This window comes from Streptomyces sp. NPDC097619, assembly GCF_040302735.1.
In the GTDB taxonomy this organism is placed as follows: domain Bacteria; phylum Actinomycetota; class Actinomycetes; order Streptomycetales; family Streptomycetaceae; genus Streptomyces.
The window spans coordinates 75266-101303 of record NZ_JBEOSD010000008.1 but is presented as its reverse complement, the minus strand read 5'-3'; the positions used below and the strand labels follow the sequence as shown (position 1 = coordinate 101303).

Sequence of the window (26038 nt, the reverse complement as noted above, 5' to 3'; positions counted from 1 at the left end):
TCCTTCAGGGCCTCCACGGTCAGCGTGGTCAGCGGCACCTTGTGGAGCCGGTACCCGTCGAGGGAACCGTCCTCCAGCGGATCGGTCTCGTAGCCCACCTTCGCCATCGGACGCTTCGTGAACTCGTCCGTGTTCACGATGATCTCCGCACCTCGCGGCACATCGCCGATGTTCGCCTTCAGAGCGGCCGGGTTCATCGCCACGAGGACGTTCGGAGCGTCACCCGGAGTCAGGATGTCGTGGTCGGCAAAATGCAGCTGAAATGAAGAAACGCCCGGCAGTGTTCCTGCGGGCGCTCTGATTTCTGCGGGAAAGTTCGGCAGCGTGGACAGATCGTTTCCGAACGAAGCCGTTTCGGAGGTGAAACGGTCTCCGGTCAACTGCATACCGTCACCCGAGTCACCCGCGAAACGGATGATCACACGATCGAGGCGGCGGACTTCCTTCCCGCCGTGTGCCGTGGGTGTCCGCTGCTCGCCGACGACGGCGCCGGCGGCCCCGTCGGACTGCTCGGCTGGGCTACTGACCTGGCTGGTCACTGAACTGGACCTCCTTCGAGGCGTAGGCGCCCCGAGGTCAACCCTACGTCGGTAAGGGTGTCCTACCTCGGGTCGCTCGAATTCTGGACGTCCCTTGAGACGTGCCGTCTCGAAGGACCGCTGGCCACGGCAGGAAACGCGTTCACCGCGTGCGCGCCGCCCGGAGGCGGCGAATGCGCACAGGGTGGCAGGTACTCATGAATTCAGGTAGGTGAGCACCGCCAGAACGCGTCGGTGATCCCCGTCACTCGGGGACAGGCCGAGTTTCATGAAGATGTTGCTCACGTGCTTTTCCACGGCGCCGTCGCTGACGACCAGCTGCTTGGCCACGGCCGAATTGGTCCGGCCCTCCGCCATCAACCCCAGCACCTCGCGCTCGCGGGGGGTCAGACCCGCCAGGACGTCCTGCTTGCGGCTGCGGCCCAGGAGCTGGGCCACGACCTCCGGGTCGAGTGCGGTGCCGCCGCGGGCCACGCGGACCACGGCGTCGGTGAACTCGCGGACGTCCGCCACCCGGTCCTTGAGCAGGTAGCCCACGCCGGTGGTGGATCCGGCCAGCAGTTCGGTGGCGTAGCGCTCCTCCACGTACTGCGACAGGACGAGCACGCCCAGTCCCGGATGCTCGGCGCGCAGCCGCACCGCGGCCCGGACCCCCTCGTCGGTGTGCGTGGGCGGCATCCGTACGTCCGCCACGATCACGTCCGGCAGGGACTGCTCCTCGGCCAGCTCCGCGATGGTCTTGAGCAGGGCTTCCGCGTCCCCGACGCCCGCGATGACCTCGTGCCCCCGGTCGGTCAGCAGCCGGGTCAGGCCCTCGCGGAGCAGCACTGAATCCTCGGCGATGACCACCCGTACCCTGTCCTCCACGGCTCAGCCGCCCCCGTTTTCGATCGTGTGTTCCCGGTCGTGCGCGTACTCGCCCAGCATCCCAGTCCGAGGCCGGGAACGGGGCACGGGTCCGGGAATTGATCTCGCGGCTAGGGCAGGTCAACCGCACGGGAGAAGAGCGGAGGCCCCGGCCCGGGAACGCGCGGGGGCCCGGGGGCCGGGCCCGGACGCGTAGTCCGGACCCGGCCCCCGGGCCGGGGCGGGTGGTTCCGTGGGCGGGCGGCCGGTTCAGTGCCCGGCGGTACGGGGCCGCCAGGGCAGCTCGGCCGTGACCTTGGTGCCGGTCCCGGCGGGGGACTCCACCAGCAGCACCCCGTCCACCGCCCCGATCCGCTCGGCGAGCCCGGCGAGGCCGCCGCCGGGGGCCGCCTCGGCCCCGCCCCGGCCGTCGTCCGTGACCTGGAGCAGCAGCCGGTCCGCCGAGCGCCAGACGTCCACGGTCGCGGCGGTCGCCCCGGCGTGCTTGCCGACGTTCTGGAGCAGCTCGGAGACGGTGAAGTAGGCGATCCCCTCGATGGCGGGCGCGGGCCGCTGCGGCAGGTCCACCTCGACGCGGACCGGGACCGGGCAGCGGGTGGCCACCGAGGAGAGGGCGGCGTCGAGGCCGCGGTCGGTGAGGACGGCCGGGTGGATGCCGCGGGCGAGGTCGCGGAGCTCCTGGAGGGCGATCTTCACCTCGCCGTGGGCCTCGTCCACCATGCGGGCGGCGGCCTGCGGGTCCTCGGTCACCTTCTCCTTGGCGAGCCCGAGGTCCATGGCCAGGTTCACCAGCCGGGCCTGGGCCCCGTCGTGGAGGTCCCGCTCGATGCGCCGCAGGTCCGCGGCGGCGGTGTCCACGACCACCCCGCGGTCCGACTCCAGCTCGGTGACGCGGTGGGCCAGCCGGGACGGCCCGAGCAGCCCGCGGATCAGGGCGGTGTCCACGGCGGCGAAGGCCCGGATCACCCAGGGGGTGACGAGGAGCAGGGCGACGCCCAGCAGGAAGGCCAGCGCGACCCCGCCGGGGCCTTCGAGGTGGAAGGTGTAGTCGCCGTTCTGGAAGAGCTGGAGCCCCGGCTGGTCGGTGAAGGTCGGGAAGACCCAGAACCACAGCGGGTACGTGACCGTGGACCAGGACCAGGCCATCAGCGCCACGGACATCGAGAAGGTGAACACCGCCCACGGGAAGTGCAGCAGCGCGTACAGCAGGTGCCGCCAGGCGGAACCGCTCTTCAGGACGGCGCCCATCCAGGACAGCGGACCCGCCTTCCGGGGCCGCACCGGCTCCGGCGCCGCGATCCGCACGCCCAGCAGCCCCCGGACCCGGGCCCGCTCCGCCGCGCCGAACCCGCGGCACATCATGAGGGCGCCCGCGAGCATCGGCACCCCGAGGAAGGTGACCAGCAGCCCGGCCCCGGTGCTGACCCCGGCGATCGCCAGGCCGAAGTACAGGGTGCTCAGCGGCAGTCCCACGAGCAGGAACCCGAACTCCCGCCAGGTCCGTGCCTGGAACGGCGCCGCCAGCACGGCCGGGACCCGCGATCCGACGCGCTCCCGCTTCCCGTTGCCCGTCCCGTGCTCCCCGTACACCGTCGCCATCTCCGCCACCCGCTCCTTCTCCGTGGACCCCGTCGTCCTGCCTGCCCCCAGCCTGCCGTCGGCCCCCGCCCCGGGACCATGCGGCGAGTCGGTGTCCCGTCCGGGGGATAACCCCACCAAGCCCCGGCCGGGGGGGGCACGGCACCCGCGCACGCCACCCCCGCCCCCCACCGAAAGGGGTCGGCCCCCGGTCCACCACAGGACCGGGGGCCGACCCCCGAGCACGCCCCGCCCCGCGGGGCTACCCCCGCTCACGCCACGGCAGCTCCGCAGTCACCACGGTCCCGCCCCCTTCGGGGGACTCCACCACGAAGCGCCCGTCCACCGCGTCCAGCCGCTCCGCGAGCCCCGCCAGCCCCGTCCCGGCACCGGTCCGGGCCCCGCCCCGCCCGTCGTCGGAGACCCGCAGCACCAACCGCGCCCCACCCCACGCGCCACGGCCCCGCGAGCCCCCGCCCCGCGCACCGGGGCCCCGCCCGCCGGTCGGCGCGGACACGTACGTCACGGACACGGCGGCGGTCCGCGCCCCCGCGTGCTTGCTGACGTTCTGGAGGAGTTCCGACACCGTGAAGTAGGCGATCCCCTCCACGGCCTCGGCGGGCCGGCCCGGCAGCTCCACGCTCACCGTGACCCCGTCCGGGACCGTGCACCGGGCCGCCACCGAGGAGAGGGCGGCGTCGAGGCCGCGGTCGGTGAGGACGGCCGGGTGGATGCCGCGGGCGAGGTCGCGGAGCTCCTGGAGGGCCAGCTTCACCTCGCCGTGCGCCTCGTCCACCATCGCCGCCGCCGCGTCCGGGTCCTCCAGCAGCTTCTCCTTGGCCAGGCCCAGCCCCATCGCCAGGGCCACCAGCCGGGCCTGGGCCCCGTCGTGGAGGTCCCGCTCGATGCGCCGCAGGTCCGCGGCGGCGGTGTCCACGACCACCCCGCGGTCCGACTCCAGCTCGGCGATCCGCCGCTCCAGCTCGTCCGAGGGCACCAACAGCCCCCGCACCATGGCCCGGTCCACGTTGGTCAGCCCCCGCACCACGTAGGGGAGCACCGGCCAGGCCACGAACAGCCCGGCGACGACCACGGTGAAGCCGAGGATCCCGAGCGGCAGCCGCACCAGGCAGTACAGGACGGCCCGCCAGCCCACCGGGTCCTTCAGGCTCGTCCACAGCCAGGGGAAGAAGCCGCCGAAGCCCCCGCGCGCGGGGATCGGCGTCGGCTCGGCCACCCGGACCCCGAGCAGCAGGCGGGCCCGGGCCCGCTCGGTCCGGCCCAGCTGCCGGGCGCCGAACAGGCCCACGGCGAGCAGCGGCAGACCGATCGCGGTCACCGCCAGACCACCCGCGACCCCGATCATGACGACCACGTAGACGAATCCGACGAGCGTGGTCAGGAGACTGGAGAGGAGGTACGCGATCTCCTTCCAGGTGACCGCCGCGTACACGGGCCGGACGGCCGGTGGCCGCCCTTCGGTCACGGAGGTGTCGGGTACATGGCTGGTCAAGGTCATATCGGACAGCCTGCCGTGCGGCGGCCCTCGCGCGCCATGGGGAGGCCGGGGGGCGTGAACGGGGGATAACCCCACCCCGTGTGAGGCAGGCCCTAGACTCCCGTCCGTAACAGATCCAGGACAGCGGCCGGGGAGCAAGGAGCTGACGTGCCGGAAGGACAGGCGGTTTCGACCGTGACGGTGCTCGCATCCGAATATTTCCGGAGCTATTCGGTCGTCGGACTGCTCGCCGTGGTCGGCGTGCTCTTCGTCGCCGTGGCCTTCGGGGCGGGCAAGCTGCTGCGGCCCGTGGTGCCGACCCCCGAGAAACTCCTGACGTACGAGTGCGGTGTGGACCCCGTGGGCGAGGGCTGGGCGCACACCCAGGTCCGCTACTACGTCTACGCCTTCCTCTACGTCATCTTCGCCGTGGACTCGATCTTCCTGTTCCCGTGGGCCACGGTGTTCGCCGCCGACGGGTACGGCGCCACGACCCTGGTGGAGATGTTCGTCTTCCTGGGCTTCCTGGCCGTCGGCCTCCTCTACGCATGGAAGAAGGGCGTCCTCGAATGGACGTGACGAGCCCGACCCCGAGCGGGAACCCCGCACCCGAGCTGCTCCCGGAGCCCAAGCGCCTGGGAGCTCTCGCCCGTCTGGCGCCCGAGCCGATGAAGGTGGTCCTCAACTGGGGCCGCCGCTACAGCCTCTGGGTCTTCAACTTCGGACTCGCCTGTTGCGCCATCGAGTTCATCGCCGCCTCCATGGCCCGGCACGACTTCATCCGGCTCGGCGTCATCCCCTTCGCCCCCGGGCCCCGGCAGGCCGACCTGATGATCGTCTCCGGCACGGTCACCGACAAGATGGCCCCGGCCGTCAAGCGGCTCTACGAGCAGATGCCCGAGCCGAAGTACGTCATCTCCTTCGGCGCCTGCTCCAACTGCGGCGGCCCGTACTGGGACTCGTACTCCGTCACCAAGGGCGTGGACCAGATCATTCCGGTGGACGTGTACGTCCCCGGCTGCCCGCCCCGCCCCGAGGCGCTGCTCCAGGGCATCCTCAAGCTCCAGGAGAAGATCGCCCGGGAGTCCCTGGACGAGCGCTACGCCGCGGCCGGCCGGCCCTCCGTCGCCGCCCTGACCAGCGGCCTGGTCTCCCCGCCCGCCCCGCCCGCTTCCGGCGGCGCCGGATCCGCCGCGGGCACCACCCCGGAGGCCGGCGCGTGAACCCGTACGACTCCCTGCCCGAGGCGGTCGAGGAGGTCTTCGGCCCCGGGGCCACGGCCGAGTCCGCGTACGACCTGCTGACCGTGGACGTGCCGGCCGAGGGCTGGATCGCCGCCCTGGAGACCGCCCGTACCGACCTGGGCTGCACCTACTTCGACTGGCTGAGCGCGGTGGACGAGCCGGGCACCGGCTTCCGGATCTGCGCCCACCTGGCCGCCCTGGCACCGGGCCGGGTCCGACGCCTGCTGGTGCGCACCACCGTCCCGCACTCCGCCCCGGTGCTGCCCAGCGCCGTGGACGTGTACGCGGGCGCCGAATGGCACGAGCGCGAGACGCACGAGATGTTCGGGGTCTCCTTCACCGGGCACCCGCACCTGGTCCCCCTGCTGCTGCCCGAGGGCTTCGAGGGGCACCCGCTGCGCAAGGACTTCGTCCTCGCCGCGCGCGTGGCCAAGGCGTGGCCCGGGGCGAAGGAGCCGGGGGAGGGCGCCGAGCACGGCGGTCCCAAGCGCCGTCAGATGCTCCCGCCGGGCGTCCCCGACCCCAACGAGTGGGGCCCGCTCAAGGGCCAGCTGCCGCCGGCCCCGGCCCGCCCGGCCCGCACCCCGCGGGCCGCGGCCGGTGCGGCCGCCGGCGCCGAGGGAGCGCCGGCCCGCCGGGCCCGTCCCGCCGCCGGCGAGGGCGCCCCGGTCCGTCGGACCCGCACGGCCGCCGAGGGCTCGGTCGGCCAGGCGCCGACCACGACCGCCGGTCCGGCGGAGGCCACGGCCCCGCAGGGAACCGGGGCGGCCGGAGCCGGCGCCGGAACGGAGGGGGCCGCCGCGCGTCCGCCGCGCCGCTCCCGCTCGGTCTCCGAAGGCTCCGTGAGCCAGGCCGCCGCTCCCGACACCACGACCCCGGACAGCGCGGGTACGAGCGCCCCGGGTGCGAGCACCCCGGGTACGGGTCCCGCCGGTGCCGAGCCCGGAGCCCCGGCCGCGCCCGCCGCCCGCCCGCCGCGCCGCTCCCGCTCCGCGGCGGACGGTTCGGCGAGCCAGGCCGCCCCCGCGACGCCGGCCGCCCCCGCGGAGGGGACGCGCCCCACCGCCCCGCGCAGCTCCGACGCCCCCTGGCACCACGCCCGCCCCGCCTTCGACGACCCGGCCCCGGAGCCGGCGGCGCCCGCCGCCGCACCCGAGCCGCCCGCCGAGCCCGCGCGGCCCGAGGCGGACACCGCCCCCGAGGCCGAGGCCGAGCCCGTGAAGCCCGAGCCCGACACCCGGCCGGGGAGCAAGCCCGAGACCAAGCCCGACACCGAGACCGACCCCGGAGGCGACTCGTGAACGACGTCCTCGACGTCGCGCTGCGACTGCTCGTCGTCTTCGCCGTCTTCCTCGTCATGCCCCTCGTCATCGGGCAGACCGAGCACAAGGTGATGGCCCACATGCAGGGCCGCCTCGGCCCCATGTACGCGGGCGGATTCCACGGCTGGGCCCAGCTCGTGGCCGACGGCGTGAAGTTCGCGCAGAAAGAGGACATCGTCCCGGCGAACGCGGACCGGAAGATCTTCCAGCTCGCCCCCGCCGTGGCCCTGCTGCCCTATCTGCTCGTCCTCCTCGCCATCCCCATCGGCCCCGGCGAAGGAGCCGTCGGCCAGGTCATCGACGCGGGCGTCTTCTTCGCCCTCGCCGTGATGGGCGTCGGCGTCCTCGGCAGCCTGATGGCCGGCTGGGCCTCCGCCAACAAGTTCTCCCTCCTCGGCGGCCTGCGCACGGCCGCGCAGCTGCTCGCGTACGAACTGCCCATGCTGCTCGCCGCGGCCTCCGTGGCCATGGCCGCCGGCACGGTCTCCCTGCCGGGCATCGTCGAAGCCTTCGAGTGGTGGTGGCTGCCCTGGCAGATCGTCGGCGCCCTGGTCTTCTTCACCGCGGGCCTCGCCGAACTCCAACGGCCCCCCTTCGACATGCCCGTGGCCGACTCCGAGATCATCTTCGGCGCGTACACCGAGTACACCGGCCTGCGGTTCGCCCTGTTCCTGCTCGCCGAGTACGCGGGCATCGTGGTGCTCTGCGCCCTGACCACCGTCCTCTTCCTCGGCGGCTGGCACGGCCCGTTCGGCGGTGACGGCCTCGGCTGGGCCTGGACCCTCCTCAAGATCGCGGTCCTGGCCTTCGTCGTGATCTGGCTGCGGGTCTCCTACCCGCGGCTCCGCGAGGACCAGCTCCAGAAGCTCGCCTGGACCACGCTCATCCCGCTCGCGCTCGCCCAGATCGCGCTCACCGGCATCGTGAAGGTGGCGATCAGCTGATGCCCATTCCCGGATCCGGCCTGGCCAAGGGCCTCGCCGTCACCCTGCGCACCATGACGAAGCGCTCGCACACCGCGCAGTACCCCGAGGCGCAGCCCCACCTGCCGCCGCGCTCCCGCGGCGTCATCGGGCTGTTCGAGGAGAACTGCACGGTCTGCATGCTCTGCGCCCGCGAGTGCCCCGACTGGTGCATCTACATCGACTCCCACAAGGAGACGGTCCCCGCCGCCGCCCCCGGTGGCCGCGAGCGCAGCCGCAACGTCCTCGACCGCTTCGCCATCGACTTCTCCCTCTGCATGTACTGCGGGATCTGCATCGAGGTGTGCCCCTTCGACGCCCTCTTCTGGTCGCCGGAGTTCGAGTACGCGGAGACCGACATCCACGAGCTGACCCACGAGCGCGACAAGCTCCGCGAGTGGATGTGGACCGTCCCCGCGCCGCCCGCCCTCGACCCCGCGGCCGAGGAACCCAAGGAGATCGCCGCCGCCCGCAAGGCCGCCGAGAAGGCCGAGGCCGCCGCCGCGGCGGCCGCCGAAGCCGCCGCCCCGCAGCCCGACCCGACCACCGCCCCGGAGGGAGACGCGTGACCCCCGCAGCCACCCTGGCCGCCGCCGCGGCCCCCGGCTTCCTCTCCCCGACCGGGATCGAGATCGCCTTCCTGCTCGTCGGCATCGCCACCCTCGGCGCGGCCGTCGTCACCGTCACCACCAAGCAGCTCGTCCACGCCGCCCTCTGGCTGGTCGTCGCCCTCGGCGGGATCGCCGTGGAGTACCTGCTCCTCACCGCCGAGTTCATCGCCTGGGTGCAGGTCCTGATCTACCTCGGCTCCGTGGTCGTCCTGCTGCTCTTCGGACTGATGCTCACCAAGGCCCCCATCGGGCCCTCCCCGGACGCCGACTCCGGCAACCGGTGGGCCGCCCTCACCGTGGCCGTCACCGCCGCGGTCGCCCTCGTCTGGGTGGTCGTCGACGCCTTCCGCACCACCTGGATCGACCTCGACGGACCCGTCCAGGGCTCCACCGAGGTCACCGGACAGATCCTGTTCCGGCACTGGGTGCTGCCCTTCGAGGCCCTGTCGGTCCTCCTGCTCGCCGCCCTCGTCGGCGCGATCGTCCTGTCCCGCAAGCACAAGGCCGCCGAACAGGCCCGCGCGGCCGACGACGGAGCCCGTACCGGCACCGACGCCGGCCGCACCGGCAAGGAGGAGCGCTGATGCACCTCGCCTACCCCGCCGTGCTCGCGGCCCTGCTCTTCTGCACCGGCCTGTACGGGGTCCTCGCCCGCCGCAACGCCATCCTGGTCCTGATGTCCGTGGAGCTGATGCTCAACGCCGTCAACCTCAACCTGGTGGCCTTCGACGTCTGGCTCCGCGACACCCTCCACGCCGGCCAGGCCCTCACCCTCTTCACCATCGCCATCGCCGCTGCGGAGATCGGCATCGGCATGGCCATCGTGCTGATGGTGTACCGCAACCGCGGGACCGCCGACATCGACAAGCTGCGCGACACCGCCGAGCCCCACCGGCCCGGCCCCGCCGACCCGGTCCCCGGGACCGCCGCCGCGGACCGCGCCACCGGAGCCGCCGCGTGACCACCACCACCCTCGCCGTGCTCGTCCCGCTGCTGCCCTTCCTGGGCGCGGTGGCCGGACTGCTCCTCGGCCGCACCGCCCCCGGCTTCGTCCGGCCCCTGGCGATCCTGCCCGTCCTGGCCTCCACGGTCCTCGCCGTGTTCGTCGCGGTGCGCCAGGGCGGCGGCCCCGCCGTGGACGCCGCCACCGAACTCACCCCCACCGGCTCGGTCCCCATCGAGCTGGCCCTCCACATCGACGGCTTCGCCGCCCCCGTGGCGATCCTCGTCGGCGTGGTCGCCGCGTGCGTGCAGCTGTACTCCACGGCCTACCTGCGCGAGGACCCGCGCTACCCCTCGTACGCGGCCCTGGTGTCCCTGTTCACCGCCGCCATGTTCCTCGTCGTCTACTCCGGCGACCTGATGGTGCTGCTGGTCGGCTGGGAGGTCATGGGCATCTGCTCGTACTTCCTGGTGGGCCACTACTGGGAGACCGAAGCGGCCCGCACCGCCTCCCTGAAGGCGTTCCTCGTCACCAAGCTCGGAGACGTGCCCTTCCTCATCGGCATCTTCGCCCTGGCCGCCGACGCGGGCTCCTTCCGCATCACCCGGATCCTCGGCTCGATCGCCTCCGGCGGTCTGGACCACCCCACCCTGATCGCCCTGCTGCTCCTCGCGGGCGTCGCGGGCAAGTCGGCCCAGTTCCCGCTGCACACCTGGCTGCCCGACGCCATGGCGGGCCCCACCCCGGTCTCCGCGCTGATCCACGCCGCCACGATGGTCGCGGCCGGCGTCTACTTCATCGCCCGGCTCCTCCCGGTGTTCACGGCCTCCCGGGCCGCCCTCGTCGTGATGGCCGTGATGGCCGCCGTCACCATGATCGGCTCCGCCCTCGCCGCCCTCGCCCAGGACGACGTCAAACGGGTCCTCGCCTACTCCACCGTCGGCCAGCTCGGCTACATGATCGGCGCCCTCGCCGTCGCCGACCGCGGGGCCGCCGTCTTCCACCTGATCTCCCACGGCTTCTTCAAGGCCCTGCTCTTCCTCGCGGCCGGCGCCGTCATCCACGCCGCCGGCACCAACTCCCTGACGGTCATGAGCCGCATGAGCGGCCTCTCCCGGCGCGTCCCCGACACCTTCTGGACCATGACGATCGGCCTGGCCGCGCTCGCCGCGCTGCCGCCCTTCGCCGGCTTCTTCTCCAAGGAGTCCGTCCTCGTCGCCGCCGAGCACGCCGCCTTCGGCGAGACCGAGGCCGCGCCCGGCGCCGCCGGCTGGACCGTCCTCGTCGCCGGGGTCCTGACCGCCTTCCTCACCGCCGCCTACGCCACCCGGCTGTGGCTGCTGGCCTTCCGCGGCAGCGGCGCCCCGGCCCCCGACCACGGCCGCCAGCCGATCGCCATGACCGGCGTGCTGTGGCTGCTGGCCGTCCCCACGGTCGCCTTCGGTCTGGCCTACGGGGAGCTGCCCGACTGGTTCGACGGCAACTCCCTCAAGCCCACCCTGACCACCTCGGTCCTCGGCACCGGAGCGGCCGTCCTCGGCGCCGTCCTCGCCCGCGCCCTGTGGCAGCGCGCCCGCGCCCTCGGCGCCCGGCCCGCGGAGGCCCCCGCCCCCGTCGGCGCACCCGCCCCCGCCCCCGACCCCGCGACGGTCCCGGCCCCCGACCCCGGCCCCGCCCTCCTCGGCCCCCTGCACCCGCACGCGGCCGCCGGCTTCCACCTCGACGCCGCCTACGCCGCGCTGTTCGTGCGCCCCGTCCGGTCCGCCGCCTCCCTGGTCCGCTTCCTCGACCGCGAGGTCGTCGACACGTACGTCCGCGGAGCCGGGGGCGCCCCCCGCCTCCTCGGCCTCCTCGTGCGCCGCGCCCAGACCGGCAACGTCCAGACCTACCTGAGCGTCCTGCTCGCCGGTTCCGTGGTCCTCGCGGTCGCCGTCGCCGTCCTCGCCAACGCCAACGCCGGATCGTGAGCCGTGAGTCAGCCGTGATTGATATCAGCGCATCCGTGATGCAGTTCCTCCTGGCGTTCACCGTGGCCGCACCCCTCCTCGGCGCCGCGGCGGCCCTGCTCCCCGCCCCGCCGGGACTCAAGGGCCGCAGCCCCGACCAGGCCGTGCTCCGGCACGGCGTCACCGTCACCGGCGCCGTCCTCGCCGCCGCCGTGGTCCTCGCCCTCGGCTTCGACCACGACGCCCCCGCGCGGTTCCAGGCGACCACCGACGTCAGCTGGATCCCCGCCCTCGACGTACGGATCCACCTCGGCGTCGACGGGATCTCCCTCCCGCTCCTGCTGATGACCGCGCTGCTGTTCTTCCTCTGCGCGCTCTACTCCTACTTCAAGCTCCCCGCGGGCCCGTCCGCCAAGTCCTTCGTGGCCCTGCTGCTGGTCCTGGAGACCGGCACCCTCGCCACCTTCGCCGTCCTCGACCTGCTGTTGTTCTTCCTCGCCTTCGAGACGGTCCTCATCCCGATGTACTTCCTCATCGCCCGCTGGGGCGGGGACCAGCGGCGCGCCGCCGCGGGGAAGTTCATCCTCTACACCCTGCTCGGCTCCGTGGTCATGCTCCTCGGCCTGCTCCTCATCGGCCTGGACGCGGGCACCTTCGACATGGTGGCCCTCGCCGCCGACCACGGCCGCGAACTCACCGGCACCACCCAGCTCCTCGCGGCCCTCGCCATCGGCGTCGGCCTCGCCGTGAAGACCCCGATGTGGCCCCTGCACAGCTGGCTCCCCGACGCGCACACCGCCGCCCCCACCGTCGGCTCCGTCCTCCTCGCGGGCGTCATGCTGAAGATGGGCACCTACGGGTTCGTCCGGATCCTGCTCCCCGTCACCCCCGACGGCATGCAGACCCTCGCCCCCTACCTCGGCGCCTTCGCCGCCGTCGGCATCGTGTACGGGTCCCTGGCCTGCCTCGCCCTCGCCCGCAAGGGCGCCAAGGGAGACCTGAAGCGCCTCATCGCCTACTCCTCCGTGGGCCACATGGGCTTCGTGCTCCTCGGCATCGCCACCATGACCCCCACCGGAGTCAACGGCGCCCTCTTCGCGAACATCGGCCACGGCCTCATCACCGGCCTGCTGTTCTTCCTCGTCGGCGCCCTCAAGGACCGCTACGGCACCAGCGACCTCGACACCCTCGCCGGGGCCACCGGCGCCGCCCTCTACGGCCGCGCCCCCCGCCTCGGCGCCCTCCTCGCCTTCGCCGCCGTCGCCTCCCTGGGCCTGCCCGGCCTCGCCGGGTTCTGGGGAGAGATGCTCACCCTGTTCGGCGCCTACCAGCCGGCCCCCGGCCTCAGCAGGCCCGCCTTCCTGGTCTTCATGGTCCTCGGCGGCCTCGGCACCCTGCTCACCGCCGCCTACCTGCTGATCGTCGTCCGCAGGGTCTGCATGGGCGAGCACCTGCCGGCCGACCCCGAGGCCCACCCGGAGACCCGGCCCGACGACCGGCCCCCCGCCCTGCCCGACGTGCGCGGCTACGAGTTCGCCGCCTGGACCCCGCTGGTCCTGCTCACCCTCCTCGCCGGCCTCTGGCCCGCCATCCTCCTCGGCCTCACCGACCCGGCCGTCCAGAAGCTCCTCGCAGGAGGCAACGCATGACGGCCCACGCCCCCCTGGCCGCGAGCCTGGTCCAGTCCGTGGACTGGGTCGCCGTCGCACCCCCGCTGATCGCCGCCCTGACCGGCCTGGTCGCCCTCGTCGCCGACCTGTTCACCAGCGAACGCAACAAGGCCGTCCTCGGCTGGATCTCCGTCGCCGGACTCGCCGCGGCCACCCTCGCCCTGCTGCCCCTGCGCGGCGACGACCGCACCACCTTCTGCCTCACCGCGGACCCCACGGCCTGCAGCTACAGCGCCGACCGGTTCGCCCTCACCGTGCAGCTCCTGGTCCTCGCGGGCGCCCTCCTGACCGCCCTGCTGTCGGTCACCGCCGTCCGGGACGAGAAGCTGCCCGCGGGCGAGTTCTGGTTCCTGCTGCTGTCCTCCGCCGCCGGCGCCGCCCTGCTGCCCGCCTCCCGCGACCTCGCCACCCTGATCGTGGCCCTGGAGGTGGCCTCGCTGCCCGCCTTCGCGCTGGTCGGCATGCGCCGCGGCGACCGGATGTCCTCCGAGGCCGCCCTGAAGTTCTTCCTCTCCTCGGTCACCGCCACCGCGGTCACGCTGCTCGGCGTCAGCTTCGTCTACGCCACCACCGGCAGCCTCCACCTCGGTCGGATCGCCGACGGCCTCGACGAGGTCCCCGCGGGCCTCGACACCCTCGCCGTCACCGGCGTGGCCCTCACCCTGGTCGGCTTCGCCTTCAAGACGGCCGCCGTCCCCTTCCACTTCTGGGTCCCCGACACGTACGTCGGCGCCCCCCTCCCGATCGCCGCCTACCTGTCGGTGATCGGCAAGGCCGTCGGCTTCACCGGCCTGATCCTCGTCACCGTGCTCGCCTTCCCCGCGTACTCGCACGTGTGGGGCCCGGCCCTCGCCGTCCTCGCCGCCCTCACCATGACCCTCGGCAACGCCGCCGCCCTGCGCCAGGACCCCGGCCGCGCCCACAGCGCCGTACGGCTCCTCGCCTGGTCCTCCGTCGGCCAGGCCGGCTACCTGCTGGTCCCCCTGGCCGCCGCCGCGTACGCGGGCCGCGACCAGATCGGCTCCACCGTCGCCTACGCCCTCATGTACGCGGCGGCGAACCTCGGCGCCTTCGCCGTGGTCGCCCTCGTCGCCCGCACCGCCCCCCTGGGCCGCGTCGAGGACTTCCGCGGCCTCTACGCCCGCCGCCCCCTCGCCGCCCTCTCCCTGGCCTTCTTCCTGCTCTGCCTGGCCGGCCTGCCGCCGGGCGTCATCGGCCTCTTCGCGAAGGTGGCCGTCTTCCGCTCCGCCGTCGACGCGGGCCTCGGCTGGCTGGCCGTCCTCATGGCCCTCAACGTCGTCGCCGCCCTCGCCTACTACCTGAAGTGGACCGCCCTTCTCTTCCGCACGGCCCCGGCCGCCGCCGAAGCCCCGACGGCCCCCACGAAGGACACCACCGCGGCGCGGGCCGGAGAGGCGCCCGGCGAGCCCGCCACGGCCCCCGAAGGGGCCCTCCCGGCCCCCGCCGCCCGCCCCCGGCCGCCGCTCCCGGTCACCCTCACCGTGGCCCTCACCGGCCTGGTCGCCCTCGTCCTGTCCGGCGCCCCCCAGCTCGTCCTCCGCTTCGCCACGGGCAGCCTCTTCCCGCAGTAGCCCGCACCCCCACCACGCCCCGTACGGGCGGCACCGGACCCCCGGTGTCGCCCGTACGGCGTAACGCCCCCGGCACCCGCGCCCTGCCGCCCCCGGCCCCCGCCCGGGAACCACGGCCCTCCGCGTGGCGTTGACCAGGAAGGAAGGGTCCACTGGACCGTAGGCCCTTCCCCCAGGGTCCCCCTGCCGCACCACTTGGAGGGCGTACCGTGCACCGCCGGCACAACGGGCTGAAGACCGCCGTACTACTCGGCGGGCTGTCCGCACTCATCATCGTCATAGGAAGCTTCTTCGGGCGTACGGGCCTGATCGTCGCCGTCTTCGTGGCGCTGGGCACCAACGCCTACGCGTACTGGAACAGCGACAAGCTCGCCCTGCGCGCCATGCGGGCCCGCCCGGTCAGCGAGTTCGAGGCCCCGGAGCTCTACCGCATGGTGCGCGAGCTCTCCACCTCCGCGCGCCAACCCATGCCGCGCCTGTACATCTCGCCCACGGAAGCCCCCAACGCCTTCGCCACCGGCCGCAATCCGCGCAACGCCGCCGTCTGCTGCACCGAGGGCATCCTCCGCATCCTCGACCAGCGAGAACTGCGCGGGGTCCTCGGCCACGAGCTCAGCCACGTCTACAACCGGGACATCCTGATCTCCTCCGTGGCGGGCGCCCTCGCCTCCGTGATCATGTTCCTGGTGAACTTCGCCTGGCTGATCCCCATCGGGCGGTCCAACGACGACGACGGCCCCGGCCTCCTCGGCATGCTGCTCATCATGATCCTCGGCCCGGTCGCGGCCTCCGTCATCCAGCTCGCCATCAGCCGCTCCCGCGAGTACGAGGCCGACGCCTCGGGCGCCCAGCTCACCGGCGACCCCCTCGCCCTCGCCAGCGCCCTCCGCAAGCTCGACGCGGGCACCAAGCAGCTCCCCCTGCCCCCCGAACCACGGCTGGAGACCGCGAGCCACATGATGATCGCGAACCCGTTCCGCCCCGGGCAGGGCCTCTCCCGGATGTTCTCCACCCACCCGCCCATGGCCGAACGCATCGCCAGGCTCGAACAGATGGCGGGCCGTCACCAGTGAAGAAGGAACGATGAAGACAGTCCTCAACGTCATATGGCTGGTGCTGAGCGGCTTCTGGCTGTTCCTCGGCTACTGCCTCGCCGGCCTCATCCTCTGCGTCACCATCATCGGCATCCCGTTCGGCCTGGCCGCCTTCCGCATCGCCCTCTACGCCCTCTGGCCCTTCGGCTACACCACCGTCGAACGCCGCGACGCCGGAGCCCCCTCCTGCGTGGGCAACGTCCTCTGGCTGGTCCTCGCCGGCTGGTGGCTGGCCCTCGGCCACGTCGTCACCGGCATCGCCCTCTGCGTGACGATCATCGGCATCCCCTTCGGCATCGCCAACTTCAAGATGATCCCGATCTCCCTCCTCCCCCTGGGCCGAGAAATCGTCCCCACGGACGCCCCCTTCGCCTCCCGCTGAGTCGCCCCCGGGCCGGACCGACCACCCCACCCTTCGCAGAGGCACATTCCCTCACCCCACCCCCGCCACCCCCTCCGGCTCCACCCCGCGCTCCCGCCCCCACCCCTCCAACGCCGTCAGGCACGCGTGATCGAGGTGCCGCAATCCCCTGAGATCGAGCCGCACCACCCGATCCACCGGCACCCCCTCCAGCGCCTCCATCAGCTTCGGCAGCCGCAGGAAGGTCGCGTTGCCGAGCACCCGCACCCGCAGCCCCGCCCCCTCCGGCACCACCTCGATGTGCACGTGCGAGGTTTCCCAGGCCGACTTCGCCACCGCCAGCCCCAACCCCACCAGCACCCCCTCGAACAGGTTCGTCGTGACGATCGCCCCCGCCGTCACCACCAACACGACCGCCTCGCCCCGGTGACTGCGCCACAGGCTCCCCACCGCCCGCAGCGGCAACAGCTTCCACCCGGCGAACAGCAGCACCCCGGCGAGCGCCGCCACCGGAACCGCCTCCAGCGTCCCCGGCAGCAGCACCGCGAACAGCAGCAGCCACACCCCGTGCAGGATCCGCGAGGCCCGGGTCCGAGCCCCCGCCTCCACGTTCGCCGCGCTCCGCACGATCACCGCCGTCATCGGCAGCGCCCCCAACAGCCCGCACAGGGTGTTGCCGGCCCCCTGCGCCACGAGCTCCCGGTCGTACTCCGTCCGCGGCCCGTCGTGCAGCCGGTCCACCGCCGCCGCGCTGAACAGCGTCTCCGCCGAGGCGATCAGGGCCAGCGCCGACACCGTCGCCAGGGCCCCCGGCGACCACAGGGCCGCCAGCTCCGCCCCGCCCGGCGGGGACACCGCCGCGAGCACCCCGCTGACCTCGACCTTCGCCACCGGCAGCGCGAACACCGCCGTCGCCCCGGTGGCCGCGGCCACCGCCACCAGCGCACCCGGCACCAGCCCCGACACCGCCCTCGGCAGCCGCGGCCACAGCACCATCACCGCCACCGTGCCCGCGCCCAGGGCCACCGCGGTCCACTCCACCCGCCCGCCCAGGTCCACCAGCCCGCCCAGCTTCGCCAGGGTGCTCCCCGGCGCCGCGGCGTCCCCGACGACGTACAACTGCCCGGTGATCAGGACCAGCCCGATCCCCGCGAGCATCCCCTGCACCACCGCCACCGAGACGGCCCGGAACCACCTCCCGAACCGCAGCAGCCCCAACACCACCTGCACCAGCCCCGCCGCGCACACCAGCACCCCCAGGGCGGCGAGCCCGTGCACGGCCACGGCCTCGTAGACGAGCACCGTCAGCCCGGCCGCCGGCCCGCTGACCTGAAGGGCGCTGCTCCGGAACCAGCCGGTGACCAGCCCCCCGACCACCCCCGTGACCAGCCCCAGTTCGGCCGGTACCCCCGAGGCCACGGCCACCCCCACGCACAGCGGCAGCGCCACCAGCGCCACCACCACCGAAGCCGCGAGATCCTGCCGAACGGTGCCTGCTCCAGGCATGCGAAAACCCCCTGTCCACGTGGGCGGCCGGTGCCACCAGCGTGGTGGGCGCACGGGCCCGGCCCCAAGGGGCCACAGGGGGTCGATCGCGGAGCACACGCCGCACGCGCGCCGTACGGCACCGCCCCGCGCCCGGGGCGCACCCGGAGCACGGCGACGGCGGCCCGCACGGCACCCCCGAGGGGACGCGCGCGTGCGCCTGCGGTGATCCCTACCGGTAGTTCACGAACTGGATCGCGAAGTCCAGCTCCTTGCCCTTCAGCAGCTGCTGGACGGCCTGGAGGTCGTCCCGGCTCTTCGAGCTGACGCGCAGCTCGTCGCCCTGGACCTGGGCCTTGACGCCCTTGGGGCCCTCGTCGCGGATGATCTTGGCGACCTTCTTGGCGTTCTCCTGGGAGATGCCCTCCTCGATGGAGGCGAAGATCTTGTACTCCTTGCCGGACAGCTGCGGCTCGCCCGCGTCCAGGGCCTTGAGCGAGATGCCGCGCTTGACCAGCTTGGTCTCGAAGACGTCGAGGACCGCCTTGACCCGCTCCTCGGAGTTCGCCTCCATGAGGATCTTCTCGCCGGACCAGGCGATGGTGGCGCCCGTGCCCTTGAAGTCGTAGCGCTGCGAGAGCTCCTTGGCGGCCTGGTTGAGGGCGTTGTCGACCTCCTGCCGCTCGACCTTCGAGACGATGTCGAAACTGGAGTCGGCCATGTCCTGTGGCTCCTTGCGTCGGATGTGTGGCTCGTACGGACGCGGACCCGGTTGCTCCCCGTGTCCGCCCGGCAAAGCCTAGCCACCCGGCGCGCCGGAGGCCCTGATCAATCCGGTGGTGGAGCACCCCCGCACATCAGGTATTGTTTACGTCGTTGCCAGGGAGCGGCGCCGGAAGGCGAAGATCCCGACGGCGACATCCCATGGCGGTGTGCCCGAGTGGCCAATGGGAACGGACTGTAAATCCGTCGGCTCTGCCTACCCAGGTTCGAATCCTGGCGCCGCCACACGAACAGGACCCCCGTCCACTGCGGAAACGCAGCGGACGGGGGTCCTTTCGCATGTGCGGGTGCGGTCCGGCCGCAGACCGCGGACCGAGGGTCCCGGACGTCAGGGAGGCCCCGGTCGGTCGCCCCGGGGCCCCTCGCCCGCTCGGTCAGTTGCCGGCCACGTCGCGGACCGCCACGGCCGCCGGGGCGGAGCCCTCGACGAGCTCCAGGGTCAGTCCGGCCGTGGCGGGGGTCTCCACCAGCTCCGCCAGGACGGCGGCCACGTCGTCGCGGGGGACCGAGCCGCGGCCCGTGGACGCCTCCAGTCGGACCAGGCCCGTCCCCGGGTCGTCCGTGAGGGCGCCGGGGCGCAGCACCGTCCACTCCAGCCCGAGCCGGGTCCGCACGTGGTCGTCGGCCTCGCCCTTGGCGCGGAGGTAGACGTCGAAGACCTCGTCGCCGGGGTGCCGGGCGTCGGCGCCCATCGAAGAGACCATCAGGAAGCGTCGTACGCCCGCGCGTTCGGCGGCGTCGGCGAAGAGCACGGCGGCGCCGCGGTCCACGGTGTCCTTCCGGTCGGCCCCGCTGCCGGGGCCCGCGCCGGCCGCGAACACCGCGACCTCGGCGCCCTGGAGGACGGCCGCCACCTGTTCCAGCGAGGCCGACTCCAGGTCGCAGAGGACCGGTTCGGCCCCCGCCTCCCGGAGGTCGTCGCCCTGTGCCGGGTCGCGGACGATGCCCGCGACCTCGTAGCCGCGTGCGGCGAGCAGTCGCTCCAGCCGCAGCGCGATCCGACCGTGTCCACCTGCGATGACGATGCGCATGCTCCGACGGTACGACGGCGGCAGGGCGGAACGGCGCCGCCGCTCAGGGGCCCGGCTCCATCCGGCCCTGCCGGGGGAGCTCCAGGGCCACCTCGACCGCGGAATCGCAGTACTCGCGGACCGCGCTGGTGCGGGCCACGACCCGGCCGCGGTGGATCACGATCCGGCTGTACGCCAGGGAGAGCACCCCCGCGATCCGGTCGCCGCGCACGGCCAGCAGCTCCGCGGGGAAGCCGGCCTCCACCCGGACCTCGGGCAGTCCCATCGCCTCCCGGGCGGCGGTGCTGACGGCCTCGTAGCCGTCGGCGGGCCGCAGTCCGCTCTGGGAGGCGAGGAGGTACGCGGCCTCCAGCGGGTCCCCGCGGCCGACCGGGTTGGCCGTGTCGCGCAGGGCGCCGCTGCCGGCGGCCACCCGTACCCCGGCCGCCCGCAGCAGCCGTACGGGCGCGGTGCGCAGTCCGCGGCGGTCGAGGGTGGCGCAGTCGCCCTGGGGGAGGCAGGTGACGGTGACGCCGGCGGCGGCCAGGCGCTCGGCGGCGCGGGTGGCGGTGTCCAGGGAGAGCCGGGAGAGGCCGCCGCAGGGGCCGAGGGCGACGCCGGTGCGCAGTCCTTCCGCCATGGCGGCGATCCGGGCCAGCAGGGCGGGGTCGTCCCCGTCGGTGTGGAGGTCGGCGGGGCAGCCGTGTTCGGCGGCGAGCCGCAGCACCGTCTCGGCGTGGCCGGCGGGGTCCGGGTCCAGGTCGGGGCAGCCGCCGACCACGCCGGCGCCCATCTTGAGGGCGTCACGCAGCAGGGCGCGGCCGTCGGCGCCCGCCCGGCCGGTGAGCAGCCGGGGTACGGCGACGGTGGTGAGGTCGGTCAGCCCGCGCAGGGAGCGTCGGGCCCGGAGCACGGCGGCCAGGGCCTCCAGTCCCGTGTCCGGCCCCCGGTCGGTCCCGGTCTCGGCCCCGGTGCCGGGCCAGGGGCCGATGCGGACGTGCGAGCGGACGGCCGTGGCGCCGTGGCCGAGTTGGAGCAGCGCGGCCTCGGTGGCCCGGCGCTGGATCTCCTCCGGGGCGTGCGGGGCGGGACCCTCGGTGTCGGCCGTGAGGGCGGTGTCCCCGTGGGCGTGGGGTTCGGCGGGGGCGGGCAGCAGGAGGTAGCCGGTGAGGTCCACCCGGGAGGGGGCGGGGGCGGTGAGGCTGCCGGCGGTGCCGACGGCTTCGACGCGGCCGCCGCCGAGGCGGACGTCCACGGTGCGCCCGTCGGTCAGCCGGGCGCCGCTGAGCAGCAGGGAGTGCTCGGGACGGGGGCCGGGACCGGTGCCCTCGCCGCCGCTGCGCGGGGACTGGGGCGGCTGCTGCGGCTGGCTGTCGGGCATCGCGCTCCTGCGGGGCTCGGTCGGTCCTGGCGGCGGCGGTGGTCGCCGCGCGCCGGAGCGGCGGGCCGTCCTCCCAAGATCGCGCAGCGGGTCCCGAGCCTAGGGCGCCGCGGGGCGGTCGCCGGGGAGGGGCGCAATAGTCGTACCGGCGGGGTCGGGGGTCCCGGAGGCCGGGGCGGAGGGGCCGGAAGGGGCCCCGCGAGGCCCCCGGGAAGGGTGTCGCGGAGGGCCCGGGAAACGGATTTGGGCGATCGGCGGCCGAGCGTGTAATGTCTTCATCGCTCGCCCCAATAGCTCAGTCGGTAGAGCGTCTCCATGGTAAGGAGAAGGTCTGCGGTTCGATTCCGCATTGGGGCTCTGGTGTGAAGCGTCCCCCACCTCGCGGTGGGGGGCGGATCACATCAAAGCGGTGTAGCTCAGTCGGTAGAGCAAGCGGCTCATAATCGCTGTGTCACCGGTTCAAGTCCGGTCACCGCTACTCAAAGTAGCGAGCAACAAAAGTAGCCGATTGTGGGGTCGGTCTCCCAATCGGCTACTCTTTTATGCGTTCATCCGTCCATCCATCCGTCAAGGAGCACTCACGTGGCTGCCACCGACGTCCGCCCGAAGATCACGCTGGCCTGCGTGGAGTGCAAGGAGCGGAACTACATCACCAAGAAGAACCGGCGCAACAACCCGGACCGTCTTGAGATGAAGAAGCACTGCCCGCGCTGCAACTCGCACACCGCGCACCGCGAGACCCGCTGACTCCAGCGCGTCTTCGGACACAGGCTCTGGCACGAGGTCGTCCCCGTTCGCGGGGACGGCCTCGTGTCGTTTTCCCACCTCCCGGGCCAGGCCCGGTAATTGATCAGTTCGACCAGGAGGAGTGAGCCATGGCGCTCGACCAGTCCTTCGTGGGGCGGGCCTATCCGCCCACCGAGCCCTACGAGGTCGGCCGGGAGAAGATCCGGGAATTCGCGGAGGCGGTGGGTGACGCCAATCCCGCGTACACGGATCCGGAAGCCGCGAAGGCGCTCGGGCACCCCGATGTGATCGCCCCGCCCACTTTCGTGTTCGCGATCACCTTCAAGGCCGCGGGCGAGGTGATCTCCGACCCGCAGCTCGGTCTGGACTACAGCCGCGTGGTGCACGGGGACCAGAAGTTCGCCTACACCCGCCCGGTGCGGGCCGGCGACCGGCTCTCGGTCACCTCGACCATCGAGGCGGTCAAGTCGATGGCGGGGAACGACATCCTGGACATCCGCGGTGAGGTCCACGACGCGACCGGTGAGCACGTGGTCACCGCCTGGACGAAGCTCGTCGCGCGCGCGGCGGACGGGGAGGCCTGAGATGACGGCACGCATCGCGTACGCGGACGTGGAGGTCGGCACCGAGCTCCCGGCCGGCTCCTTCCCCGTGACGCGCGCCACCCTGGTGCGCTATGCCGGTGCCTCGGGCGACTTCAACCCGATCCACTGGAACGAGCGGTTCGCCAAGGAGGTGGGCCTGCCGAACGTGATCGCGCACGGCATGTTCACCATGGCCGAGGCGGTCCGCGTGGTCACCGACTGGGCGGGCGACCCGGCCGCGGTGGTCGAGTACGGGGTCCGCTTCACCAAGCCCGTCGTGGTCCCGGACGACGACGAGGGCGCGCTGATCGAGGTGACCGGCAAGGTCGCCGCCCTGCTGGAGGACAACCGGGTCCGGGTGGACCTGGTCGCCACCAGCGCCGGACAGAAGGTGCTCGGGATGTCCCGCGCGGTGGTCCGGCTGGCCTGAGGGCCCGCGGAGGTCGAGGGGGCGTCCCGCCGGTCCGGTGGGGCGCCCCCTTCTTTCCGCTTGACGTTGTTAGTGATTGCGCACTAACTTCGAAGCATGGTCAGGATGAGTGCGGACGAGCGGCGCGAGAGCGTCATCCGGGCGGCGATGCACGAGTTCGCCCGCGGGGGGTACTACGGCACCTCCACCGCCGCCATCGCGCAGCGGGTGGGGGTCTCCCAGCCGTACCTCTTCCGCCTCTTCCCGAACAAGCAGGCCATCTTCCTCGCCGCTGTGGACCGCTGCCTGACGGAAACCCGACAGGTCTTCGCCGAGGCCGCGGAGGGGCTGGAAGGGGAGGACGCCCTGCACGCCATGGCCGAGGCGTACACCCGGCTGATCGCCGAGGACCCCGACAAGCTCCAGATGCAGCTCCAGACCTACGTGGCCGTGGCCGCGGCGGACGCGGCGGGGGAGCCCGAGTTCGGCGAGATGGTCCGGGCCGGGTGGATGGAGCTCTGGGACACCGTCCACCTCCCGCTCGGCGGGGACCAGAAGGAGACCGCCACCTTCATGGCCTTCGGGATGCTCATCAACACCCTGGCGGCGATCCGCTTTCCGCCCGAGCACCGCGTGTGGGAGGGGATCTGCCCCCCGCCCGGCCGCGAGGAGCGCCCGGACGGGTCCTCGGGGGAGTGACCCACGGCGCGCCCCGGGCGCGTTCTTCTGCCCGCGAAAGTTAGTCAGCAATAACTAATCACTGGGGGACACGATGGACCAGCAGCAGCCCGCCGCACCGCAGCACCCGAGCCCACCCGACGGCATGCGCGGCCCCGCCGTCTGGGCCCTCGTCATCACCGGCATCGCCAGCTTCATGGCGGCCCTCGACAACCTCGTCGTCACCACCGCCCTCCCCGCCATCCGCGCCGACCTCGGCGGGGCCCTCGAAGACCTCGAATGGACGGTGAACGCCTACACGCTCACCTTCGCCGTCCTCCTCATGCTCGGCGCCGCCCTCGGCGACCGCTTCGGCCGCCGCCGCCTCTTCCTCGTCGGCCTCACCGTCTTCACCGGAGCCTCCGCCGCCGCGGCCCTCTCCTCCGGGATCGACGCCCTCATCGCCGCCCGCGCCGTCCAGGGCGTCGGCGCCGCGATCATGATGCCGCTCACCCTCACCCTCCTCACCGCGGCCGTACCGCCCGCCCGCCGCGGCATGGCCCTCGGCATCTACGGAGCCGTCACCGGCCTCGCCGTCGCCAGCGGCCCCCTCATCGGCGGCACCCTCACCGAGCACATCTCCTGGCAGTGGATCTTCTGGCTCAACGTCCCCATCGGCCTCGCCCTGCTGCCCCTGGCCCGCCTCCGCCTGGCCGAGTCCACCGCCCCCGACGCCCGCCTCGACGTCCCCGGCACCCTCCTCATCAGCGCCGGGCTCTTCGGCATCGTCTACGCCCTGGTCAACGCCAACGCCGAAGGCTGGACCAGCACCCCCGTCCTCACCGGCCTGATCGGCGGCGGCCTCCTCACGGCCGCCTTCGCCGTCCACGGCGCCCGCAACAGCAACGCCATGCTCCCCATGCGCCTCTTCCGCAACCGCGGGTTCGCCGGGATCAACATCGCCGGCCTGCTGATGTTCCTGGGCATGTTCGGCTCGATCTTCCTGCTCGCCCAGTTCCTCCAGGGCGTCGCCGGTTACTCGCCCACCGAGGCCGGGGTGCGCATGCTCCCCTGGACCGCCATGCCCATGGTCGTCGCCCCCCTCGCCGGCATCCTCTCCGACCGCATCGGCGGCCGCCCCGTGGTCGTCGCCGGACTGGCCTTCCAGGCCGCCGGACTCGCCTGGTTCGCCGCCGCCCTCGAACCCGACGTCTCCTACCCGAGCCTGCTGCCCGCCCTCGTCCTCGGCGGCATCGGCATGGCCCTCTACTTCGCCCCCGCCGCCAACGTCCTCATGTCCACCGTCTCCGAGGCCGACCGCGGCCGGGCCTCCGGCGCCAACAACGCCCTCCGCGAGCTCGGAGGCGCCCTCGGCGTGGCCGTACTGGCCTCCGTCTTCGCCGCCCAGGGCGGCTTCGAGACCCCCCGCACCTTCACCGACGGCACCGTCCCCGCCCTGTGGATCGGCGCCGGAGCCGTCGCCCTCGCCGCCCTCTTCGCCCTCCTCATCCCCGGCCGCGGCACCACCCCCACCACCCCCGTCGCCCGGGCCGCCGCACCCGCCGACACCGCCCCCCGCACCCGCGCCGGAGTGTGAGGAACCGCACCCCGAACGGCCCGTACGGTCCGTGGCCCCGCCGGGAAGCGGGGGCCGCGGACCGTACTCTTGTGCACGTGCAGGAACTCCACGACGCCCCCCTCGCCCCGCTGACCACCTTCCGGCTCGGCGGCCCGGCCACCCGCCTGGTCACCGCGACCACCGACGCCGAGGTCATCGAGACCGTCCGCGCCGCCGACGCCACCGGCACCCCGCTCCTCGTCATCGGCGGCGGCAGCAACCTCGTCATCGGGGACGCCGGCTTCGACGGCACCGCCCTGCGCATCGCCACCGAGGGCTTCCACCTCGACGGCACCACCCTGGAACTGGCCGCCGGCGAGAACTGGAGCGAGGCCGTCGCCCGCACCGTCGACGCCGGCCTCGCGGGCATCGAATGCCTCGCCGGCATCCCCGGCTCCGCCGGAGCCACCCCCATCCAGAACGTCGGCGCGTACGGACAGGAGGTCTCCAGCACCATCACGGAGGTCACCGCCTACGACCGCACCCGAGGCGAAACGGTCACCCTGACCAACGCCGAGTGCGCCTTCTCCTACCGCCACAGCCTCTTCAAGGACCACCCCGAGCGCTACGTGGTCCTGCGGGTCCGCTTCGCCCTGGAGGACGCGGGCGGCCTCTCCGCCCCCCTCAAGTACCCCGAGACCGCCCGCGCCCTCGGCGTCGGCGCCGGGGACCGCGTCCCCGCCGCCACCGCCCGCGAGACCGTGCTGCGCCTGCGCGCCGGGAAGGGCATGGTCCTCGACCCCGCCGACCACGACACCTGGTCCGCCGGATCCTTCTTCACCAACCCGATCCTCACCGACGCCGACTACGCCGCCTTCCTGGCCCGCGTCCACGACCGCCTCGGCCCCGACACCACCCCGCCCGCGTACCCCGCCGGCGACGGCCGCACCAAGACCTCCGCGGCCTGGCTCATCGACAAGGCCGGCTTCACCAAGGGCTACGGCACCGGCCCCGCCCGCATCTCCACCAAGCACACCCTCGCCCTCACCAACCGCGGCCGGGCCACCACCGAGGACCTCCTCACCCTGGCCCGCGAGGTCGTCACCGGCGTCCACGCGGCCTTCGGGGTCACCCTCGTCAACGAACCCGTGACGGTCGGCGTCAGCATCTGACGGACGCGCGAGGGCAAGGAGACCC

26 protein-coding genes and 3 tRNA genes are annotated in these 26038 nt (G+C 73.4%); 21 read left to right on the top strand and 8 right to left on the bottom strand.

The features are described from left to right. The 4 genes from ABTZ17_RS04250 to ABTZ17_RS04235 form a co-directional block, all read right to left on the bottom strand. Positions 1–539: 2-oxoacid:acceptor oxidoreductase family protein (locus tag ABTZ17_RS04250; protein WP_352193936.1), on the bottom strand; the 539-nt coding region annotated here is incomplete at its 3' end. A 195-nt stretch (positions 540–734) separates the two neighbouring features. Continuing rightward, complete coding sequence (locus tag ABTZ17_RS04245) at positions 735–1406, bottom strand: response regulator transcription factor (protein ID WP_352193935.1); 672 nt, start codon at positions 1404–1406, stop codon at positions 735–737. Positions 1407–1655: 249 nt separating this feature from the next. After that, the gene (locus ABTZ17_RS04240; protein WP_352193934.1) at positions 1656–3005 is read right to left on the bottom strand and encodes a sensor histidine kinase; all 1350 of its coding nucleotides are present in this window, start codon (positions 3003–3005) and stop codon (positions 1656–1658) included. A gap of 241 nt (positions 3006–3246) precedes the next feature. Next, complete coding sequence (locus ABTZ17_RS04235) at positions 3247–4503, bottom strand: sensor histidine kinase (RefSeq protein WP_502994591.1); 1257 nt, start codon at positions 4501–4503, stop codon at positions 3247–3249. Positions 4504–4650: 147 nt separating this feature from the next. Here ABTZ17_RS04235 and ABTZ17_RS04230 point away from each other — a divergent pair, with 147 nt between their 5' ends. The 12 genes from ABTZ17_RS04230 (at position 4651) to ABTZ17_RS04175 (ending at position 16248) form a co-directional block, all read left to right on the top strand. Next, positions 4651–5061 (top strand): NADH-quinone oxidoreductase subunit A, encoded by a 411-nt coding sequence (locus ABTZ17_RS04230; RefSeq protein WP_352193933.1) that lies wholly within the window; start codon positions 4651–4653, stop codon positions 5059–5061. Next, positions 5052–5705, top strand: a complete 654-nt coding sequence (locus tag ABTZ17_RS04225) for an NADH-quinone oxidoreductase subunit B (protein WP_352193932.1) — start codon at positions 5052–5054, stop codon at positions 5703–5705. Before ABTZ17_RS04230 ends, ABTZ17_RS04225 begins: the two co-directional genes overlap by 10 nt. Next, the gene (locus ABTZ17_RS04220) at positions 5702–7027 is read left to right on the top strand and encodes an NADH-quinone oxidoreductase subunit C (RefSeq protein WP_352193931.1); all 1326 of its coding nucleotides are present in this window, start codon (positions 5702–5704) and stop codon (positions 7025–7027) included. The genes ABTZ17_RS04225 and ABTZ17_RS04220 overlap by 4 nt, the downstream gene beginning before the upstream one ends. Beyond that, the gene (locus ABTZ17_RS04215) at positions 7024–7992 is read left to right on the top strand and encodes a complex I subunit 1/NuoH family protein (protein ID WP_352193930.1); all 969 of its coding nucleotides are present in this window, start codon (positions 7024–7026) and stop codon (positions 7990–7992) included. Before ABTZ17_RS04220 ends, ABTZ17_RS04215 begins: the two co-directional genes overlap by 4 nt. After that, positions 7989–8579, top strand: coding sequence for a NuoI/complex I 23 kDa subunit family protein (locus ABTZ17_RS04210; protein ID WP_352193944.1), 591 nt, complete (start codon positions 7989–7991; stop codon positions 8577–8579). Before ABTZ17_RS04215 ends, ABTZ17_RS04210 begins: the two co-directional genes overlap by 4 nt. Further along, entirely contained in the window at positions 8576–9205 is a 630-nt protein-coding gene (locus ABTZ17_RS04205) for an NADH-quinone oxidoreductase subunit J family protein (RefSeq protein ID WP_352193929.1), read from the top strand. Before ABTZ17_RS04210 ends, ABTZ17_RS04205 begins: the two co-directional genes overlap by 4 nt. Continuing rightward, complete coding sequence (nuoK, locus tag ABTZ17_RS04200; RefSeq protein WP_352193928.1) at positions 9205–9582, top strand: NADH-quinone oxidoreductase subunit NuoK; 378 nt, start codon at positions 9205–9207, stop codon at positions 9580–9582. Before ABTZ17_RS04205 ends, nuoK begins: the two co-directional genes overlap by 1 nt. Then, a complete protein-coding gene (locus ABTZ17_RS04195; protein WP_352193927.1) occupies positions 9579–11531 on the top strand; it encodes an NADH-quinone oxidoreductase subunit 5 family protein in 1953 nt (650 codons plus the stop codon). Before nuoK ends, ABTZ17_RS04195 begins: the two co-directional genes overlap by 4 nt. 38 nt (positions 11532–11569) lie before the next feature. Beyond that, a complete protein-coding gene (locus ABTZ17_RS04190; RefSeq protein WP_352193943.1) occupies positions 11570–13159 on the top strand; it encodes a complex I subunit 4 family protein in 1590 nt (529 codons plus the stop codon). Next, the gene (locus tag ABTZ17_RS04185) at positions 13156–14772 is read left to right on the top strand and encodes an NADH-quinone oxidoreductase subunit N (RefSeq protein WP_352193926.1); all 1617 of its coding nucleotides are present in this window, start codon (positions 13156–13158) and stop codon (positions 14770–14772) included. Before ABTZ17_RS04190 ends, ABTZ17_RS04185 begins: the two co-directional genes overlap by 4 nt. 209 nt (positions 14773–14981) lie before the next feature. Next, positions 14982–15845: a zinc metalloprotease HtpX gene (gene htpX, locus ABTZ17_RS04180; RefSeq protein WP_352193925.1), complete on the top strand. Its 864-nt coding sequence runs from the start codon at positions 14982–14984 to the stop codon at positions 15843–15845. Positions 15846–15855: 10 nt separating this feature from the next. Next, entirely contained in the window at positions 15856–16248 is a 393-nt protein-coding gene (locus ABTZ17_RS04175; RefSeq protein ID WP_352193924.1) for a YccF domain-containing protein, read from the top strand. 51 nt (positions 16249–16299) lie between these two features. On the opposite strand, the gene ABTZ17_RS04170 is transcribed toward ABTZ17_RS04175, so the two are convergent. Together ABTZ17_RS04170 and ABTZ17_RS04165 are read right to left on the bottom strand one after the other, a co-directional pair. Beyond that, the gene (locus ABTZ17_RS04170) at positions 16300–17733 is read right to left on the bottom strand and encodes a SulP family inorganic anion transporter (protein ID WP_352193923.1); all 1434 of its coding nucleotides are present in this window, start codon (positions 17731–17733) and stop codon (positions 16300–16302) included. Positions 17734–17944: 211 nt separating this feature from the next. Further along, entirely contained in the window at positions 17945–18433 is a 489-nt protein-coding gene (locus tag ABTZ17_RS04165; protein ID WP_352193922.1) for a YajQ family cyclic di-GMP-binding protein, read from the bottom strand. 205 nt (positions 18434–18638) lie between these two features. Here ABTZ17_RS04165 and ABTZ17_RS04160 point away from each other — a divergent pair. Beyond that, positions 18639–18720: transfer RNA gene (locus ABTZ17_RS04160), tRNA-Tyr, on the top strand. A gap of 149 nt (positions 18721–18869) precedes the next feature. Here ABTZ17_RS04160 and ABTZ17_RS04155 read toward each other — a convergent pair. Continuing rightward, positions 18870–19526: an SDR family oxidoreductase gene (locus ABTZ17_RS04155; protein ID WP_352193921.1), complete on the bottom strand. Its 657-nt coding sequence runs from the start codon at positions 19524–19526 to the stop codon at positions 18870–18872. 43 nt (positions 19527–19569) lie between these two features. Continuing rightward, positions 19570–20886 (bottom strand): amidohydrolase family protein, encoded by a 1317-nt coding sequence (locus tag ABTZ17_RS04150; protein WP_352193920.1) that lies wholly within the window; start codon positions 20884–20886, stop codon positions 19570–19572. A gap of 284 nt (positions 20887–21170) precedes the next feature. On the opposite strand from ABTZ17_RS04150, the gene ABTZ17_RS04145 reads away from it, so the two are divergent. From ABTZ17_RS04145 to ABTZ17_RS04110, 8 genes are all read left to right on the top strand, one after another. Continuing rightward, positions 21171–21243 (top strand) — tRNA-Thr (locus ABTZ17_RS04145). 48 nt (positions 21244–21291) lie between these two features. Then, a tRNA-Met gene (locus tag ABTZ17_RS04140) sits at positions 21292–21364 on the top strand. A gap of 104 nt (positions 21365–21468) precedes the next feature. Continuing rightward, positions 21469–21633, top strand: coding sequence for a 50S ribosomal protein L33 (gene rpmG, locus ABTZ17_RS04135; protein WP_003956487.1), 165 nt, complete (start codon positions 21469–21471; stop codon positions 21631–21633). Between the two features lie 128 nt (positions 21634–21761). Further along, positions 21762–22217, top strand: a complete 456-nt coding sequence (locus tag ABTZ17_RS04130; protein WP_352193919.1) for an FAS1-like dehydratase domain-containing protein — start codon at positions 21762–21764, stop codon at positions 22215–22217. A gap of 1 nt (position 22218) precedes the next feature. After that, positions 22219–22647: a MaoC family dehydratase gene (locus ABTZ17_RS04125; RefSeq protein ID WP_352193918.1), complete on the top strand. Its 429-nt coding sequence runs from the start codon at positions 22219–22221 to the stop codon at positions 22645–22647. 96 nt (positions 22648–22743) lie between these two features. Continuing rightward, positions 22744–23325: a TetR/AcrR family transcriptional regulator gene (locus tag ABTZ17_RS04120; protein WP_352193917.1), complete on the top strand. Its 582-nt coding sequence runs from the start codon at positions 22744–22746 to the stop codon at positions 23323–23325. Positions 23326–23398: 73 nt separating this feature from the next. Beyond that, positions 23399–24880, top strand: coding sequence for an MFS transporter (locus tag ABTZ17_RS04115; RefSeq protein WP_502994590.1), 1482 nt, complete (start codon positions 23399–23401; stop codon positions 24878–24880). 71 nt (positions 24881–24951) lie between these two features. Further along, on the top strand, positions 24952–26013 hold the full coding sequence (locus ABTZ17_RS04110; protein ID WP_352193916.1) for a UDP-N-acetylmuramate dehydrogenase: 1062 nt from the start codon (positions 24952–24954) through the stop codon (positions 26011–26013). The last annotated feature ends 25 nt before the right edge of the window (positions 26014–26038 follow it).

What these genes read in the sequence shown, in the direction of transcription:
- ABTZ17_RS04165 (WP_352193922.1), bottom strand. Translation starts at nt 18,433, where the DNA reads ATGGCCGACTCCAGTTTCGACATCGTCTCGAAGGTCGAGCGGCAGGAG.
- ABTZ17_RS04130 (WP_352193919.1), top strand. Translation starts at nt 21,762, where the DNA reads ATGGCGCTCGACCAGTCCTTCGTGGGGCGGGCCTATCCGCCCACCGAG.
- ABTZ17_RS04120 (WP_352193917.1), top strand. Translation starts at nt 22,744, where the DNA reads ATGGTCAGGATGAGTGCGGACGAGCGGCGCGAGAGCGTCATCCGGGCG.
- nuoK (WP_352193928.1), top strand. Translation starts at nt 9,205, where the DNA reads ATGCACCTCGCCTACCCCGCCGTGCTCGCGGCCCTGCTCTTCTGCACC.
- ABTZ17_RS04185 (WP_352193926.1), top strand. Translation starts at nt 13,156, where the DNA reads ATGACGGCCCACGCCCCCCTGGCCGCGAGCCTGGTCCAGTCCGTGGAC.
- ABTZ17_RS04225 (WP_352193932.1), top strand. Translation starts at nt 5,052, where the DNA reads ATGGACGTGACGAGCCCGACCCCGAGCGGGAACCCCGCACCCGAGCTG.
- ABTZ17_RS04115 (WP_502994590.1), top strand. Translation starts at nt 23,399, where the DNA reads ATGGACCAGCAGCAGCCCGCCGCACCGCAGCACCCGAGCCCACCCGAC.
- ABTZ17_RS04190 (WP_352193943.1), top strand. Translation starts at nt 11,570, where the DNA reads ATGCAGTTCCTCCTGGCGTTCACCGTGGCCGCACCCCTCCTCGGCGCC.
- ABTZ17_RS04150 (WP_352193920.1), bottom strand. Translation starts at nt 20,886, where the DNA reads ATGCCCGACAGCCAGCCGCAGCAGCCGCCCCAGTCCCCGCGCAGCGGC.
- ABTZ17_RS04125 (WP_352193918.1), top strand. Translation starts at nt 22,219, where the DNA reads ATGACGGCACGCATCGCGTACGCGGACGTGGAGGTCGGCACCGAGCTC.
- ABTZ17_RS04155 (WP_352193921.1), bottom strand. Translation starts at nt 19,526, where the DNA reads ATGCGCATCGTCATCGCAGGTGGACACGGTCGGATCGCGCTGCGGCTG.
- ABTZ17_RS04235 (WP_502994591.1), bottom strand. Translation starts at nt 4,503, where the DNA reads ATGACCTTGACCAGCCATGTACCCGACACCTCCGTGACCGAAGGGCGG.
- ABTZ17_RS04170 (WP_352193923.1), bottom strand. Translation starts at nt 17,733, where the DNA reads ATGCCTGGAGCAGGCACCGTTCGGCAGGATCTCGCGGCTTCGGTGGTG.
- ABTZ17_RS04240 (WP_352193934.1), bottom strand. Translation starts at nt 3,005, where the DNA reads ATGGCGACGGTGTACGGGGAGCACGGGACGGGCAACGGGAAGCGGGAG.
- ABTZ17_RS04175 (WP_352193924.1), top strand. Translation starts at nt 15,856, where the DNA reads ATGAAGACAGTCCTCAACGTCATATGGCTGGTGCTGAGCGGCTTCTGG.